A 13,990-nucleotide genomic window follows, 5' to 3' on the forward strand; every position below is an offset into this window, starting at 1 on the left:
GCCGATGTCACCATCAGGAGCGCGAATACGATCGCTATGCTGCGTGATATAGTCGATTTCGATTGGAACCGTGGTGTGTCGCTCATGTCTTATTCAGGGCGCGGAATCGTTCAAATTTCGCGCCTGGGACTTGATCCCACGGTGAGTTTGATTAGTTACTATGAGCGTTATTCGCATTGGAAATCGGCCACAAGATTTAACAATTAGATGTACTGAACGCTCGAGAGTACTGTCATCGATTCCGTCAGAAATCGCTCACGACTTTCGATGTCGGTGCGTGGTACGGATCGCTGTCCCGATGTACCGGCGCAACCGTCGCCCTGGTCGCGGTTGTGCCGGAACCGACTCACAGTACCCCGGCCGAGTCGGAACTGCGGCCGTCGGGATCGTCAGTACACCTGTACGTCTAGCACGACGTGCTCGACCCCTGCGCTGTGGCTTTTTACCCGGCGGCGGTCGCGGATCTCGAGCGAGCGATCGGCGGCGGCGACGGCCCGCTCGAGTCGCTTCTCCGGGCGCTCCCAGAGCCGCGATTCGGGGGTCGCCTCGTGGTAATGGACGACGCCGCCGGGGACGAGTGCCTCGAGGGCGTCGTCGAGGAACTCGTGGGCTTCGTCGGCTCTCGTCTCTCCGTCATCATCGTCGCTCCCGTAGTAGCCCATTACGACTCGATCGGCCTCGACCTCGCCCGCGAGGTCGCGACAGTCGGTCATGTAGGCGTCGACGCGATCCGAGACGTCGTTGAGCACGGCGTTCTCGAGCAGGTAGCGGAACGCGGTCGGGTTGATCTCGGTCGCGGTCACCTGCGCACCGCTTCTGGCCATCGGCAGAGTGAAGTAGCCGATGCCGGCGAACATGTCGAATACGCGTTCGCCCTCGGTACAGATCTCGCCCATGCGCGCCCGCTCGGCCTGGTTGCCCGGCGAGAACATCACCGTCGCGGGATCGAGTCCGTATCGGGTACCGTGCTCGGTGTGGATCGTCTCCGTGTCCGACTCGCCCGCGAGCAGCCGGGTACGGGGCTCGCGGTAGGTGCCGGCCGCGCCGTCGTTTTCGATCCCCTCGTCCGCGAGCACGCTGTCGGCCTCGCCGTGTAACTCCAGCAGCGCCTCGGCGACTTCGGTCTCGTCTGGACAGTTCTCGGGGATCGACACGAGGACGACCGAGCCGACGACCGCCCACGAGCCCGGGGCCCGCTCGAGGTCGTCGTCGCTCCAGCCCCGTTCCGCCAGCAGGTCCGCGAGATCCCGGGTCCTGAACTCGGGCTCGAGCTGCCGGACGACTTCGAGGACCCGGGTTTCGGTCGGCGGTTCGGTAACGGGAAGCGCCACTCGGCCGGGATCATCGGCCGCCGCCGTCGACTCGGCCGTACCGTCTACGGGCCTCGCGTCGTGTCGCCCCCGGGCCTCGCGCACGCGCCGGGAGTCGTCGTAGACTCCCTCTGCGCGCAGCGACTCGATCGCGGTCTCCGCGCGGGGTTTCTCGACGACCGCGGCGAGGGGCGTGTCCGCTCGAGCGATGGCCTCGTCCTCGACAGTCGCCTCGTGCCGTTCGGTCCCGGGGTCGGTCGGCTCGTCACCGTTACACATCGGTATTGGGGTCGTGTTCGTACGGGTCGTAGTACCCCTCGTCGTTCTCCTCGTCGGCGTCCGGGTCGGGATCCGGGAGGACGTGCACCCCAGCGCGACTCTTCAGCACGGGAACCGTCTCCGCGTCGGGATCGAAGTAGTCCGGGCGGGCGACGGTCGTCGCCTGGTAGGTCTCGGGATCGAGCACCTGCACGGCGTTCTCGTCCTCGACCGTGACGACGGTCGTCCGCTCGGCGTCGTCGTGTTCGCCCAGTTTGCGCGCGTCGGGGGACGCACCGTCCTCGTGGCTGGCCTCGTACCGTTCGCCGGTGGTCACCCGAACGCCCTTGAGGTTGCCGTGGGCGCTGCGGACCAGCACCGGCCCCTCGTCGTCGTCCTCGAGGTCGATGACGTCGCCGGGCGTGTACGGCGGCAGGCGGACGGCGAAGGTGACCCGGTAGACCTCGTTGCCGTCCTCGTCCTCGGTCACGAGCGTCTCGGCGTCGTTGACGGTGCCGCCGAACTCCTCGACGGTCTTGTTGGCGATCTTTTTGCCGATCTTGTTGGTCGAGACCTTGATGTTCAACCCGTCGTCGGTCTCGCCGATCTCGGTGACGAAGGCGTTCCGGTCGCCCGTCGCCTCCATGTCGGCGACGATCTCGTGGGCGATCTCCTCGGCGCGGTCGGTCTCCTCGCCCGTCGGCGTCCGTCCCTCCGCGCGGATCTGGACGATGCTGGCGTAGTAGTCGCCCGCGATCCGGCCACACCGGTCACAGGTCTCGCGGGAGATCTTGACCGGCACCGTGACCGTCTCCTCGACCGGCGTTCCCCGGACGACCCCCGTGAAGTAGGCGTGCATCCGGATCGTGTTCTCGTCGACCTGTTCGGGCTCGACCTGCCAGGCGACGTCGGAGACGTCGACGTGGACGGCCAGAGCCTCGCTGACCTCCTCGATCGCGATGTCGGTGTAGTCCCTGGCGTCGACGTCGACCCACCGGTTGCCCCGATGGACCGCGCCACACTGGGAACAGACCCGGACCTCGATCCGATCGGGCGCGTCGACGAAGTCGAACTCGTCGAAGTAACACGAATCGCAGAGTTCGACCTCCGCGCCCGGCCGGAGGGGGTCGGCGGCTCCGTCCCCCTCCTCGGTCGATCGTTCGGGTACCGGATCCCCACACCGGGGACAGAACGCGCGCGACTGACTCATTGTTCCCGCTTGGGGACTGCGAAAGTTAAGCGGCGCGCTCTCCCCCGCGGCGTTGCCGTGGCCCCGAGCGCCGATGCCGGCCGCTTCCCGCCGTCTTCAGAATGTGAAAACTCCACACGAAACGAGGGGGTTCCATGCGAAACGAAGGGGTTCTCGACTCCCCGTCGGCTCTCGGCTCTCTGCCCTCTGCCCTCGGCCCTCGGTCAGCCGGGGACACCCGGGGACGACGGCCAGGTACGGTCGGTGACACTTATTCGCCTCGAGCCCTACTTTCGAGTATGAACTGGCAGGCGGACTGGGGCCTTCGGTTCCGAATGTTCCTGACGATGTTCCTGTTGTTCGCGCTGTATATCGTCTTCGCGGGCGTGCTCACCGCCTACCTCGCGGGCGGCGCGAACCTGCTCGTCTTCGGGATGCTGTTCGGCGGGATGTCCCTGGTCCAGTACTACTTCAGCGACACGCTCACGCTCCGGAGCATGGGCGCGCGGAAGGTATCGGCCGACGAGTACCCACAGCTTCACGCCTCGATCGAGCGGCTCTCCCAGCAGGCCGACCTCCCCAAACCGAAGGTCGCGGTGATCGACTCGGACGTCCCCAACGCCTTCGCGACCGGCCGAAACCAGAAGAACGCGGCCGTCGCGGTGACGACCGGCCTCCTGCGGTCGCTCGATCAGGAGGAGGTCGACGGCGTCCTCGCACACGAACTCGCCCACGTCAAGAACCGCGACATGATGGTGATGACCATCGCCTCGTTCCTCTCGACGATCGCGTTCATGATCGTCCGCTGGGGAGCGTTCTTCGGCGGCGGTCACGGCCGTGGCCGTCAGGGAGGCGGTGGCGTCGTCGTCGCCATCCTCGTCTCGCTGATCGTCTGGATCATCAGCTACCTGCTGATCCGGGCGCTCTCTCGGTACCGCGAGTACGCCGCCGACCGGGGCGCGGCCGCGATCACCGGCAACCCGTCGGCGCTGGCCTCGGCCCTGCTGAAGATCTCGGGGGAGATGGACAAGGTGCCCAAAGACGACCTGCGCGAGGAGGCCGAGATGAACGCCTTCTTCATCATCCCGATCAAGTCCGGCGTCGTCGGCCGCCTGTTCAGCACGCATCCGCCGACGGAACGCCGCATCGAGCAACTGCGCGAACTCGAGCGGGAAATGACCGTCTGAACGGCGCTTGCTCGGTCCTTTGCCGTAACGTCGATTGGCGTTCGGTTCTCCGACGCCCGAGGCCTTCGAAGCGCTTTTGATCCGGCCGAAGAAATCGGTCGTATAATGCTCGAGCGTGAGCGAATCATCGAAATCGTCCTCGCCGTCTCTGCGGTCCTGTTGATGCTGGGGACCATGATCGGTATCGGGTACACCTACGGCGCTGACGGCGGTGTGCTCTCCCAGGACGGCGCGGAACTGCTCGTCGGCGCGATCATCGGCTTCATCGTTCTGCTGACCGCGGTCGGGATCGGCCTGGCGTACATCCTGAACGACCCCGACGACGGTCTCGACGATGCGGACGCCCAGAGCGCGGTCTGATCGGCTGCCGAAGCCCACACAGCCGGCAGCTTTTTACACATAGTGTGAGTGACACGTTGTGTGAACGAGTCCGATGACGGGTCGACAGCCGACGGTCACGGTCGGTCACTGCGACCGGTACCGCTCTCGTTGTCGTCGCCGTTGCTGTGGCCGCTCGTCGTCGGCATTGCGTTGGCGGTGCTCGGGTCGGCGCTGGTCCTGCGGCCGTCGGCGATGCTCAGTCCGGCGGGTGCCGCCGGGACCCTCGCCGTTCTCGTGGCGCTCGCGGTCGGACTCGTGACGAGGGAGTCGCTTCGTGGACCCGACTCCGACTCTGACTCCGACTCTGACTCCGGCTCCAGCCTCGGCTCCAACTCCGATTTCGAGTGCGAGTCCGGAGCCGACCACCTACCCGAGCGAGCCCCTGGCTCCGGCTCCGAATCCGAACCCGAATCTGAATCCGAACCCGAATCCGAACCCGAACCCGTCCTCGAGTCCGAATCGGCGTCCGCTCCCGAATCCGCCCCGGACCTCGACCGGCGAGGCGACCGGGAGCCGACGCTACGGACCGTCACGCGTCGGCGCGAGGAGAGCACGGCCGAACGGCCCCTCGAGTAAGAAGGGAGTCGGTCGCCGCGACCGCGGTTCGGCCGCTACTCGGCGCTTGCCGCTTCGCTACTGGCTTCGGCCTCCGAGTCGTCCTCCCGTCCCCGCCAGTCCTCCAGTTCCTCGTCGTCGGCGTCGTCGATTCGCTCCTCGTAGTAGGCCATCGGGTGGGGGATGCGCTCACAGAGGTCGTCCTTGTTCACGCAGTCCCCGTAGGACTGCATCGTCGCACAGGAGGGCGGCGAGTACTCCGTCGGCGACGTTTCCCCGCGGATGTGTTCGGTCTGGTAGCGCGTCATCTCCTCGCCGAACGAGGAGTTCACCCGGTAGAGGTCGACGATCTCGTCGGTCGTCATCCCGATGCTCGTCAGGAAGGAAGTGATGGCAAAGCGGGAGTGGTGAGGCAGGTGTTCGCCCTTCTGGACGTCGTCCAGCAGCGCCTTCATACACGGCGGGAACAGTTCGGGGACGACGGTATCGATCTCGCGTGTGAGATCGAGATCGGCGAGCACCCGCCTGATCTCGTCGGCCTCGGCCTCGAGTTCGGTCGCGATCGCGTCGGGGACGTCGAACGGGAGCCCCTCGTCGATGCGGTTCCGGATCGCCTCCCGGACGAGCGTCAGCAGTTCCTCCTCCGAGAGGGGGACTTCCCTGTTCGCCAACGACCGATTAACCAGCCGCCACTCGTCGTCCCAGAGGTCCTCGGCCAGCGGGAGGTAGGTCCCGACGTCGATCCGGTACTCGCCGCGTCCGTCCGCGCCGGTCTCCCGGACCGCCGCTGCGAGATCGAACTCGTCGAGCAACTCCTCGAGGTCGAGGCCGGTCGACTCGACGCTTTTCAGTTCGGTCGTGTCTGCCATGTCCTCGGTGAACCGCTCGTAGGCCGTCGCGGCCTCCGCACGGGCGTATTTGCGGACGAGGACGCGCTCGTCGACCATCGAAACCAGGACCCGCGCGACCGGGTAGGAGAGCAACTCGGTGCGGGTATCGCGGTGGGAGTCCCCGACCTCGCCGTCCTCGAGCGCGGTAATCACGCGTTGGGTAGCGCGCTCGACGACCGCCCGGTCCCGTTCGACGACGGTAGCGAGGTCGACCGCCTCCGTGGCGACGGTCTCGCGGGCGGCCTCGAGGAACGGGTACCGGGCGTGCAGTGCCTGCATCGTGATCGGTAAAAGGATATTACTGCGTCGGGATAAACGCCCTGATTGTCGCCCGGGGCGGTAAACCCGTTTTGGGCGGGGTAAAACTGGATTACTTCGACAGGTCCCGGAGCCCCGTCCCGGATTCGAACGGCGACGTCGAGGATCGATTTAAAGGGGATCCGATACGTCATTTCGGGTATGCCACGGGCGACGCGGGACGGCGTGTCGATCTACTACGAGCGCGACGGAGCGGAGAACGGCGATCCGGTCGTCTTCCTCCAGGGACTGGGGTACGGTCGCTGGATGTGGCGCTGGCAACGCGAGGCAGTCGCCGACGAGTACCAGGTGATCGCGCCCGACAACCGCGGTACCGGCCGCTCGGACGCCGGCCTGCCGCCGCTCGTTCCCCGACTCCCTCGGCTCTTGCGCGCGCCGATCCTCAGCAAACTGGCGGGCTACTCGATCGAAGGGCTGGCCGCCGACCTCGAGGCGGTGCTCGACGACGCCGGCCTCTACGACGTCCACCTCGTCGGGGCGAGCATGGGCGGGATGATCGCCCAGCAGTACGCACTCGACTACTCCCGGACGAAGACGCTGACCCTGTGCTGTACGAGTCACGGCGGGCCGGACGCGGTCCCCGTTCCGGAGGAAACCCAGGAACACATCTTCGACGTTCCCGACGGGGCGAACGAGCGCGAGACGATCCGCCACCGGATGCGACCCGCTTTCACCGAACGGTTCACCAACCGGAACCCGCACCTGATGGACCGGATCATCGAGTGGCGACTCGAGCAGGACGCCGACGAGCCGGCCCGCGAGGCCCAGGCCGCGGCCGTCCTGGGGTTCGACGTCAGCGACCGCCTCGAACGGCTCCGCGTGCCGACGCTGGTCATGCACGGCACCGACGACCGGGTCGTCCCGGCCGCGAACGGCGAACTACTGGCGGAGAGGCTTCCGGACGCCCGACTCGAACTCGTCGAGGGCGGGTCACACTGCTTTTTCATCGAAGCGGCCGAACGCGTCAACGGGGCGTTGCTCGAATTCCTCGAGGAACGGGGCTGACCGGCCGCTGTGGCCGGGGCGGAGGGGCCGGAACTCCACGGGTTACTGGCCGTCAGTTCCCGCACAACCGCGATCCGGCGACGGTTGTGCTGTGCCCGCAATCCGTATCAGGCGCTCGCGCTCGATCCCTGCGTGGCCTCCTGGATCAGAATCTCGCCGTCGCTGTGGACGCCGACGTCGAACCCTTCGTAAGTGAACCACAGTTCGTCGATGCCGCCGTCGACGTCCGGGTCCCCGCTGGCGGCGGACAGCCCGCTCCGGCCGCGACTGTGGACGAACAGTGCGTCGAGTGCGTCCGGATCCACGGCCTCGTACAGGGGGGTCAACTCGAGCGGGTCCTCGTTCGTGAGCGCGGCGACCGCGTCGATAATCCGCTCGCTCGGTCCGTCGCCGGCGTGGGGATCGAACGTCGTCGCGTAACTGGCGTCCGACTCGGCGGGATCGGTCGATTCGTCGCTGGAGGGCATACACTCACTACAGGCGACGTGGGGGTAGGCACTCCCCTTCCCATATGTCAGTTTTAAGTATTCGACGGGATCGTCGACCGCAACGGGTGCCGGTCGCGGCGTCGGTAGACGGCGGGGACTCGAGGAAGAGAAGATCCGGTAACCGTCGGTCCGGCGGACCGAGAAGCGAGGAAAGCGCGGGTTGGCTCGCGTCGATTACTCGCTCTGGATCCGCGGCGCGAGCATGTAGGTAACCTGTCCCTGGCCTTCGGCGAACCCGAAGTAGATCTTGACGGGGAACTCCTCGCCGAGGTGCAGCGTGACCTCGGTGTCTTTCGGGATCGCCTTGTTCATGTCCTTGAGGTAGTCCAGCGAGAACAGCGAGTGGGCCGGGCCGACCTGCAGGTCGATCAGGTCCTCCCCGGTGAGTTCGAGGTGGACGTCGTCGGTGTCACCCTCCGCGTCGACGTAAAAGTACTCGTCGCCTTCCTCGACGCCCAGCGCGATGTGGTCGGAGACCATGTCCGCGGCGGTCACCGAGCGGTTGACGTCTTTCCCCTCGAGGACGACCTCCGCCGGCAGGTCGAGGTCCGGGATGTCGGGTTCCTGGCGGATCGAGTCGGGGTCGATCAGCGCGAGCGTGTACTCGAGCCCGTCGATCTGGATCTGCAGCTTCCGGGTCTCCTCGTCGAGTTCGAGCTGGATGAGCTGGCCGGATTCGGCCATGCCCGCGATGTCCTCGAGCCGGGAGAGGTCGACGCCGATCAGCCCGCCGTCGGCCTCGTAGGATTCGAACGCGGCCGCGTCGAGCGAGAGGTCGACCATCCCGACGTTGGCGGGGTCGACGGCCCGGATTTCGAGCCCGTCTTCCTCGAGGTGGATTTTACACTCGTCGACCAGCACGCTCACCGAGTCGAGCGCGCTGGTGAGCGTTTCCGCGCTCACGATGGCCTTGAACATATACGCCGAGGTACGAACGGTCGACATAAAAAGCCACCCTTTACGCGCGGGCGGGAGGCGAATCGGTCACGGATCGTAGCCGGCTCCGGCGGCCCTGTGCGTATTCTTCGCACGGTCGGCTCTCGAGTCCGCCGGTGACCTCCCGAGTCGTTCGGCGCACTCCCCGTGGAGGCGGTGCGTACGCAAGGCAACGACGTTTTCCGTCGCACCCGTAGCCATGCCCATGAGCGACTCCGACCCGTCGCCGTCGTCGGATCCCGACTGGGAGTTCACCGACGTCTTCGCCGACGCCCTCGAGTTGGTCCCCGACGAACACGTCGACAGGGAGCGGTTCGTCCCCGGCGTCGGACCGCTCTCGGCCGACGTCGTCCTCGTGGGCGAGGCACCCGGCACACAGGAGGTACAGCAGGGCGAACCGTTCGTCGGCCAGGCCGGGAGCCAGCTGGATCGTGCCCTCGAGGCGATCGGCTACGACCGGCGGGACTGCTACATCACCAACCTCGTCAAGGTGCGGCCGCCCGAGAACCGGGACCCGCACGTCGCCGAGATCGAGGCCTGGTGGCCGGTGCTCGAGGCGGAACTCGAGCGCGTCGACCCCGCCGTCGTCGTCCCGATGGGGAGCTTCGCGACGACGCAACTCCTCGAGACGGACGAGACGATCACCGACCTCCACGGCCGGGAGTTCGAACGCGAGGGGCGGACCGTCGTCCCCGTCTTCCACCCCGCTGCGGCGCTGTACGACCGGAGCAAGGTCGACGCGATCGAGTCGGATCTGGAAGCGGCGCTCGAGCGGGCATAGTCCGCCGCGTGTCAGAAGCCCCCGGGTTGTGCAGGCACCGAGGGCTTCCCGACGCCGACGCTACCGCGGCGTATGACGACCTTCACGACCGACGACGTCGGCAAGACCGTCGAGAGCGCGAGCGGCGACCCGCTCGGGGCGATCGTCGAGGTCGACGACGAGACCGCGTACGTCGAACCCGACCCCGACGTAACGGACTCGCTGAAGGCCGCCCTCGACTGGGAGGGCAGCCACGAACCGATCCCGCTTGCCGACTCCGCCGTCACGGAGATCACCGCAGACGCGGTCCGGCTCGAGGCATCGTTCCCGGAAGGGAGCCTCGAGCCGACGGACGCGGGGGGCGGGATCGACGATCCGGACGCGTCGGAGCCGACGAGGGCAGACGACGGGTTCTACGACGACCCGGCCGAGGGGCCGCGGGTGGACCCGTCGGACCGGATGGAGGAACCCGACGACCGAGAAAGGGTCGACCGAACCCCGATCGAGGCCGACCGTGATGCGGTCGAAACGGCGGCGAGCCGCGAGCTCGAGGTCGACCCGACCGAACTGACGGATGGAGATCCCGAACCCACCATTCGGGCGGGCGAAGACGTCGGCGATCGAACAGACGCAGACGCGAACGCGGGGGGCGCTCGGCCGGAGGACGGCGGGACCGGAGGGACCGGGGGGACCGACGGAGCCGACGAGCATTCGGGATCGACGACCGGGGACGCGGGGAACATCGACGCCGAGATGCCGGCGGCGTCCGAACGCGGCCCCGGGGACGGCGAGGCGGGCGAGGAAACCGGAGAAGTCGACGAAACGGAGGGTGACGGGACGGAAACCGACGAGCCCGGGGCGACCGATTCCGGCGGCGAGGATCACGACCTCGACGAGGGCCGGTAACCGTCGAGGCGGTGCGGGCGCGGTGGTGCTCCAGGTCGCCTGCGATTCGGTTCATGGGGAATGCCGGGACTGAACGGATCGAGAAGGAGTAGCAAAACGGGCGAAACGGGAAACGCGTCCGCTACAGTTCCTCGCGAATCGTGAGGATACCGTCGTTGACCGTCACCTCGCTCGCGTCGGCCGGCACGTCGAACTCGAACTGGTCGTCGTCCGCGACGACGATCGCCGTGTCGTCGACGACGTCGAGCGACACCTCGCCGGTGTCACGGCCGAAGTCGACGGCGATCACGTACTCCTCGTCGTACTCGCGGTCGGTGATCGTAACGTCCGAGCGGTCGCCGGCCGCGTCCTCGAGTTCGGGTGGCGTTTCCATACTCGAGGGTCGGGGGCCGCTGCCCGTAAGGGGTGTGCACGAAACTGCCGCCCGGTCGGCGGCGGTGTGACGGAGGGTCCGCGGCGTCGGTCGTGGAACCGAACGCTTCGCGGCCAGGTTCGTCGAGGGACCGTCGGGTTAGTTGTCTCGGCGGCGGACTGCCAGGACAGCGAGGGCGACCAGCGCGGCGAGCGTCACGATACTACTGACGCCGATCACGGGGCCTGTCGCGTCGCCGTCCTCTTCGCTGCCGCTTCCAGCGTTCGTTTCTGTTTCGGCACTTTCTGCGCTTTCGGCGTCGGTTTCGCCGCCTTCGTCGTTTTCGGCTTCGTTCTCGCTTTCGGTTGCCTCGTCGCCCTCGTCAGGCAGCTCCCAGCCTTCCGGCTCGGCATCGACCGCGGGGTTCGCAAGTTCCCAGCCCTCGGTGTTTGCGAGGGTCGTGTGGATCTCCTTCTCGAGATCGGACGCGAGCTCCAGGGCCTCCAGAGCCTGCGTTTCCGAGTAGTTAGCGAGGTACTCTCTGGCCTCCGTTTCGTTTTCTTCCCACAGCTCGGCGGCCGTCTGCTCTTTCTCGGCCTGGCGTTCCAGCGCCGCGTCTTCGAACGACTCGATCTCTTCGGACATCATCGGTGCGACGTGGTCGTACGCGAGGAACTGCAGGTTACTGAGGGACTTGAACTGCCAGAACGCGGAGTCCTCGCTGTACGTGTCCGTCCCCTTCGTATACGGCTCGGGGAACTCTTCGAGCGCGGGATAGTACGGCACGTACGGACTGGCAAGCGGCGTCCCCATCGAGACCCACGCGACGTCGGAAATCGGCGTTGGGCCGTCGTCGGTCAGCTGGAGCACATGGGACTCGATCGTCGCAGTCGTCCCGACCGTTCGTGGCAGCGGCGGCTCGTCCATCTCCATCGGATCCTGGTCAGTACCCTGGTACCGGTACCGGGTAAACTCCATGACGTCTTCGACGGCGATCTCTGTCTCCGGCTCGGCCGTCAGCGGGTAATCCCGCCCGTCCGGACCGGGAACGTCGTCGGTGTCCCACGCCGCGTCGGCGACGCCGAAGTAATTGAGGCCGCCCCAGACGCGGTTGTAATTATAGGAGGCGTAGTCGTCTGCCGTCCCATACGCCTTGGCGAGGTGGAATTCTTCAGTTTCCGGATCGTAGAGGTCGTTCTCCGCCGCGAACTCGATCAATCCATCGGATCCCTTGTAGTTCGGACTGTCGAGGTCGACTTCGCCGATCCGCATCGCGTTGGCCCCGACGAAGTACTCGTCGTCGGGAATCTTGTGCGCGGCCCAGTGGTGTCCGCTCGCGGTTTCGAGGAGCCAGACTTCCGTTCCGTTCCCGATCGCCATCCCGAACGGCTGCGAGACGCCCTCTTCTTCGATGATATCGCCGACCAGTTCGACACCCTCTTCAGGCGTATCGGCCTGCTGGGCTACGAGCGTGGCTACGCTCGCCTCGTGAATGCCGGCGTCGACGAGCGGGTCGGCTTCCTCGGCGTCCTTGTTCAGGCTGAGCGTCGTCGTCGCGGTTACGCCGACACCCTGAGAATTAATGGCGAACTGTTCGAACTGACCGTACTCGGTGTTCCAGTCCTTCGCGGAATTGTACGAGTACGTCTCTTCAGGGAGCGGCCACTCGAGACCGTTGAACGCCTCGTATGTCTCTCCGTCCTCGTGCGTTTGGGCGGGGACGTGCTGTAGGTGCTTCGCCCAGTTGCCGTCGTAGTCTTCGGTTCTGGCCATGAATACCGAATCGCTCGCACTGGCGTCTTTACCGACGAGTATCATCGTACACCCGCGATCCTCGTCGTGATCGGGGTGGACGTGTGGAGGGGCCTCCGCCGCTGGCTCCGTTGCCGATGGGGCGTCCCCTGTGGATTCCGCTGCAGCGCCCGGCGTAGCTGCAGTGATCGGAACGAGTACCGATGCCACCATTACCACTGCCATCAGCACGGTGATTGTCTTATGTCTCACACGTCATACGTCGTTCAAAGTCGGAGAAAATATTGTTCTTAATTATGAAGTTCATGCCCTTTTCCGAGCGGCTTTCGGCGATGTCCCACCCGAAATCGCTCGACTGACCGGCGTCACGACGACCGACCCGATAGGCTCCTGTCGCACTCAACCGTCCGAGCGGAATCGCTCTTTCGAGCGGCCCTATCCGATGACCCTTTCCGAGTCGGTCGCCTTCTCCCCGTATGAATGACGACCTGTCCGCGTTCCCCGTTCGGGAGACTGTGGAGAACTCGGTGAAAAGACCATGACAGGACGCGATCACTACTACAACAAGGCGAAACAGGAAGGTTACCGGAGTCGCGCGGCGTACAAGCTCAAACAGCTCGACGAACTCGAGGGCGTCATCTCTCGGGGCGACACCGTCGTCGACCTCGGCGCTGCGCCGGGCGGCTGGCTGCAGGTCGCCGCCGAGACGGTCGGCCCCGAAGGGAAAGTTATCGGCGTCGACCTCCAGCGGATCGACGACCTCGAGGACCACGACAACGTCGAGACGATCCGCGGCGACATGACCGAAGACCGAACGCGGGAGCGGGTCATCGACGCCGCAGGCGGCGAGGTCGACGCCGTGGTATCCGACATGGCACCCAACATGTCCGGCGAGTACTCGCTCGACCAGGCCCGCTCGCTGCATCTCGCCCGGCAGGCGTTCGAGACGGCGCTCGAACTGCTCGACGCCGGCGGGGACTTCGTCGTGAAGGTCTTCGAGGGGCCCGACGTCGACGACTTCCGCGCGGAGGTCGAAGAGGAGTTCCAGTACGTCCGCGCGACGAGTCCGAAGGCCTCCCGCGACGAATCCTCGGAGATCTACTTCATCGGGAAGGGTCGGATCACCGCCCCCGTCCGGCCGGGCGACGAACTCGAGGTCGAGATCGAGGACGTCGGGGGCGAGGGCGACGGGATCGCCTCCGTCGACGGCTACCGGCTGTTCGTCCCGTCGACGGAGCCGGGCGACGTCGTGACGGTGCGAGTCGACGACGTCAAGCCGAACTTCGGGTTCGCTCAGCCGCTCGAGCGCGAGTGATACGGATCGCCGAAGGTCGTCGTCCGGTCGATCGCAGCGAGATCGCGATCGACCGAAGCCGTTTCGGCGATCCGGATACCTATTCGTCGGTCTCGAGTCGATCGTGTCGCTCGTCGATCTCGTCCAGGATGTCGAGGGTTTTGCGGATCGACGCCCGGATCGCGTCGCTGCGATTGACGAACTTCCCGTCGTCGCCGACGTGATCGTCGAGGTCCTCGAGCAGTTCCTCCGGGATTTCGACGCTGATCTTCGGCATATCCTCGCTAGCGAATAGCCGGCCAATATACGTTGGGTGTTTCTCGTGGGTCGCCGCTGGCTATCGGTCAGACGAACAGCGAGCGGAGGGGGACGGATGCGGGTGCGAGTACGGGTACGGGTACAAGTACGA

The 13,990-nt window shown here is 66.1% G+C and carries 15 protein-coding genes; 7 read left to right on the top strand and 8 right to left on the bottom strand.

Annotation, left to right across the window (positions count from 1 at the left end; genetic code table 11):
- Positions 1-389 precede the first annotated feature (389 nt).
- Positions 390-1,589 (bottom strand): class I SAM-dependent methyltransferase, encoded by a 1,200-nt coding sequence (locus BM113_RS13100; protein WP_089788520.1) that lies wholly within the window; start codon positions 1,587-1,589, stop codon positions 390-392.
- On the bottom strand, positions 1,582-2,778 hold the full coding sequence (locus BM113_RS13105; protein WP_089788521.1) for a 60S ribosomal export protein NMD3: 1,197 nt from the start codon (positions 2,776-2,778) through the stop codon (positions 1,582-1,584). Before BM113_RS13105 ends, BM113_RS13100 begins: the two co-directional genes overlap by 8 nt.
- A 278-nt stretch (positions 2,779-3,056) precedes the next feature.
- Here BM113_RS13105 and htpX point away from each other — a divergent pair, with 278 nt between their 5' ends.
- The 3 genes from htpX to BM113_RS13120 all read left to right on the top strand — a co-directional run bounded on the left by htpX (position 3,057) and on the right by BM113_RS13120 (position 4,901).
- A complete protein-coding gene (gene htpX / locus BM113_RS13110) occupies positions 3,057-3,944 on the top strand; it encodes a zinc metalloprotease HtpX (RefSeq protein ID WP_089788522.1) in 888 nt (295 codons plus the stop codon).
- Between the two features lie 105 nt (positions 3,945-4,049).
- Positions 4,050-4,304: a DUF7472 family protein gene (locus tag BM113_RS13115; RefSeq protein ID WP_089788523.1), complete on the top strand. Its 255-nt coding sequence runs from the start codon at positions 4,050-4,052 to the stop codon at positions 4,302-4,304.
- Between the two features lie 60 nt (positions 4,305-4,364).
- Entirely contained in the window at positions 4,365-4,901 is a 537-nt protein-coding gene (locus BM113_RS13120; protein ID WP_245758051.1) for a hypothetical protein, read from the top strand.
- Between the two features lie 35 nt (positions 4,902-4,936).
- Here BM113_RS13120 and priL read toward each other — a convergent pair whose 3' ends face one another.
- Positions 4,937-6,049 carry a DNA primase regulatory subunit PriL gene (priL, locus tag BM113_RS13125; protein ID WP_089788524.1) on the bottom strand — a complete coding sequence of 371 codons (1,113 nt, stop codon included), beginning with the start codon at positions 6,047-6,049 and terminating at the stop codon, positions 4,937-4,939.
- Positions 6,050-6,229: 180 nt separating this feature from the next.
- On the opposite strand from priL, the gene BM113_RS13130 reads away from it, so the two are divergent.
- Positions 6,230-7,093, top strand: a complete 864-nt coding sequence (locus tag BM113_RS13130; protein WP_089788525.1) for an alpha/beta fold hydrolase — start codon at positions 6,230-6,232, stop codon at positions 7,091-7,093.
- 107 nt (positions 7,094-7,200) lie between these two features.
- Here the strand turns inward: BM113_RS13130 and BM113_RS13135 are convergent, their stop codons facing one another.
- Positions 7,201-7,560, bottom strand: coding sequence for a HalOD1 output domain-containing protein (locus tag BM113_RS13135; protein WP_089788526.1), 360 nt, complete (start codon positions 7,558-7,560; stop codon positions 7,201-7,203).
- A gap of 195 nt (positions 7,561-7,755) precedes the next feature.
- The gene (locus BM113_RS13140) at positions 7,756-8,499 is read right to left on the bottom strand and encodes a DNA polymerase sliding clamp (RefSeq protein WP_007141134.1); all 744 of its coding nucleotides are present in this window, start codon (positions 8,497-8,499) and stop codon (positions 7,756-7,758) included.
- A gap of 223 nt (positions 8,500-8,722) precedes the next feature.
- Here BM113_RS13140 and BM113_RS13145 point away from each other — a divergent pair, with 223 nt between their 5' ends.
- Together BM113_RS13145 and BM113_RS13150 are read left to right on the top strand one after the other, a co-directional pair.
- Positions 8,723-9,298, top strand: coding sequence for a uracil-DNA glycosylase (locus BM113_RS13145; protein ID WP_089788527.1), 576 nt, complete (start codon positions 8,723-8,725; stop codon positions 9,296-9,298).
- Between the two features lie 72 nt (positions 9,299-9,370).
- Positions 9,371-10,183, top strand: coding sequence for a hypothetical protein (locus BM113_RS13150; protein ID WP_245758052.1), 813 nt, complete (start codon positions 9,371-9,373; stop codon positions 10,181-10,183).
- Between the two features lie 121 nt (positions 10,184-10,304).
- On the opposite strand, the gene BM113_RS13155 is transcribed toward BM113_RS13150, so the two are convergent.
- Positions 10,305-10,556, bottom strand: a complete 252-nt coding sequence (locus BM113_RS13155) for a DUF7127 family protein (RefSeq protein ID WP_089788528.1) — start codon at positions 10,554-10,556, stop codon at positions 10,305-10,307.
- Between the two features lie 138 nt (positions 10,557-10,694).
- The gene (locus BM113_RS13160) at positions 10,695-12,539 is read right to left on the bottom strand and encodes a C69 family dipeptidase (RefSeq protein ID WP_245758053.1); all 1,845 of its coding nucleotides are present in this window, start codon (positions 12,537-12,539) and stop codon (positions 10,695-10,697) included.
- A gap of 286 nt (positions 12,540-12,825) precedes the next feature.
- Here BM113_RS13160 and BM113_RS13165 point away from each other — a divergent pair, with 286 nt between their 5' ends.
- Complete coding sequence (locus BM113_RS13165; RefSeq protein WP_089788530.1) at positions 12,826-13,602, top strand: 23S rRNA (uridine(2552)-2'-O)-methyltransferase; 777 nt, start codon at positions 12,826-12,828, stop codon at positions 13,600-13,602.
- Between the two features lie 79 nt (positions 13,603-13,681).
- Here BM113_RS13165 and BM113_RS13170 read toward each other — a convergent pair whose 3' ends face one another.
- Positions 13,682-13,858 carry a ribbon-helix-helix domain-containing protein gene (locus BM113_RS13170; protein WP_007141129.1) on the bottom strand — a complete coding sequence of 59 codons (177 nt, stop codon included), beginning with the start codon at positions 13,856-13,858 and terminating at the stop codon, positions 13,682-13,684.
- Between the last annotated feature and the right edge of the window lie 132 nt (positions 13,859-13,990).

It is taken from the genome of Natronobacterium haloterrestre (assembly GCF_900112205.1).
Taxonomy (GTDB): Archaea; Halobacteriota; Halobacteria; order Halobacteriales; family Natrialbaceae; genus Natronobacterium; species Natronobacterium haloterrestre.

Bases quoted from the DNA above. Each gene is read 5' to 3' on its own strand.
- BM113_RS13105 (WP_089788521.1), bottom strand. From the start codon at position 2,778: ATGAGTCAGTCGCGCGCGTTCTGTCCCCGGTGTGGGGATCCGGTACCC.
- BM113_RS13135 (WP_089788526.1), bottom strand. From the start codon at position 7,560: ATGCCCTCCAGCGACGAATCGACCGATCCCGCCGAGTCGGACGCCAGT.
- BM113_RS13145 (WP_089788527.1), top strand. From the start codon at position 8,723: ATGAGCGACTCCGACCCGTCGCCGTCGTCGGATCCCGACTGGGAGTTC.
- priL (WP_089788524.1), bottom strand. From the start codon at position 6,049: ATGCAGGCACTGCACGCCCGGTACCCGTTCCTCGAGGCCGCCCGCGAG.
- BM113_RS13165 (WP_089788530.1), top strand. From the start codon at position 12,826: ATGACAGGACGCGATCACTACTACAACAAGGCGAAACAGGAAGGTTAC.
- BM113_RS13115 (WP_089788523.1), top strand. From the start codon at position 4,050: ATGCTCGAGCGTGAGCGAATCATCGAAATCGTCCTCGCCGTCTCTGCG.
- BM113_RS13100 (WP_089788520.1), bottom strand. From the start codon at position 1,589: ATGTGTAACGGTGACGAGCCGACCGACCCCGGGACCGAACGGCACGAG.
- BM113_RS13150 (WP_245758052.1), top strand. From the start codon at position 9,371: ATGACGACCTTCACGACCGACGACGTCGGCAAGACCGTCGAGAGCGCG.
- htpX (WP_089788522.1), top strand. From the start codon at position 3,057: ATGAACTGGCAGGCGGACTGGGGCCTTCGGTTCCGAATGTTCCTGACG.
- BM113_RS13140 (WP_007141134.1), bottom strand. From the start codon at position 8,499: ATGTTCAAGGCCATCGTGAGCGCGGAAACGCTCACCAGCGCGCTCGAC.
- BM113_RS13170 (WP_007141129.1), bottom strand. From the start codon at position 13,858: ATGCCGAAGATCAGCGTCGAAATCCCGGAGGAACTGCTCGAGGACCTC.
- BM113_RS13155 (WP_089788528.1), bottom strand. From the start codon at position 10,556: ATGGAAACGCCACCCGAACTCGAGGACGCGGCCGGCGACCGCTCGGAC.
- BM113_RS13130 (WP_089788525.1), top strand. From the start codon at position 6,230: ATGCCACGGGCGACGCGGGACGGCGTGTCGATCTACTACGAGCGCGAC.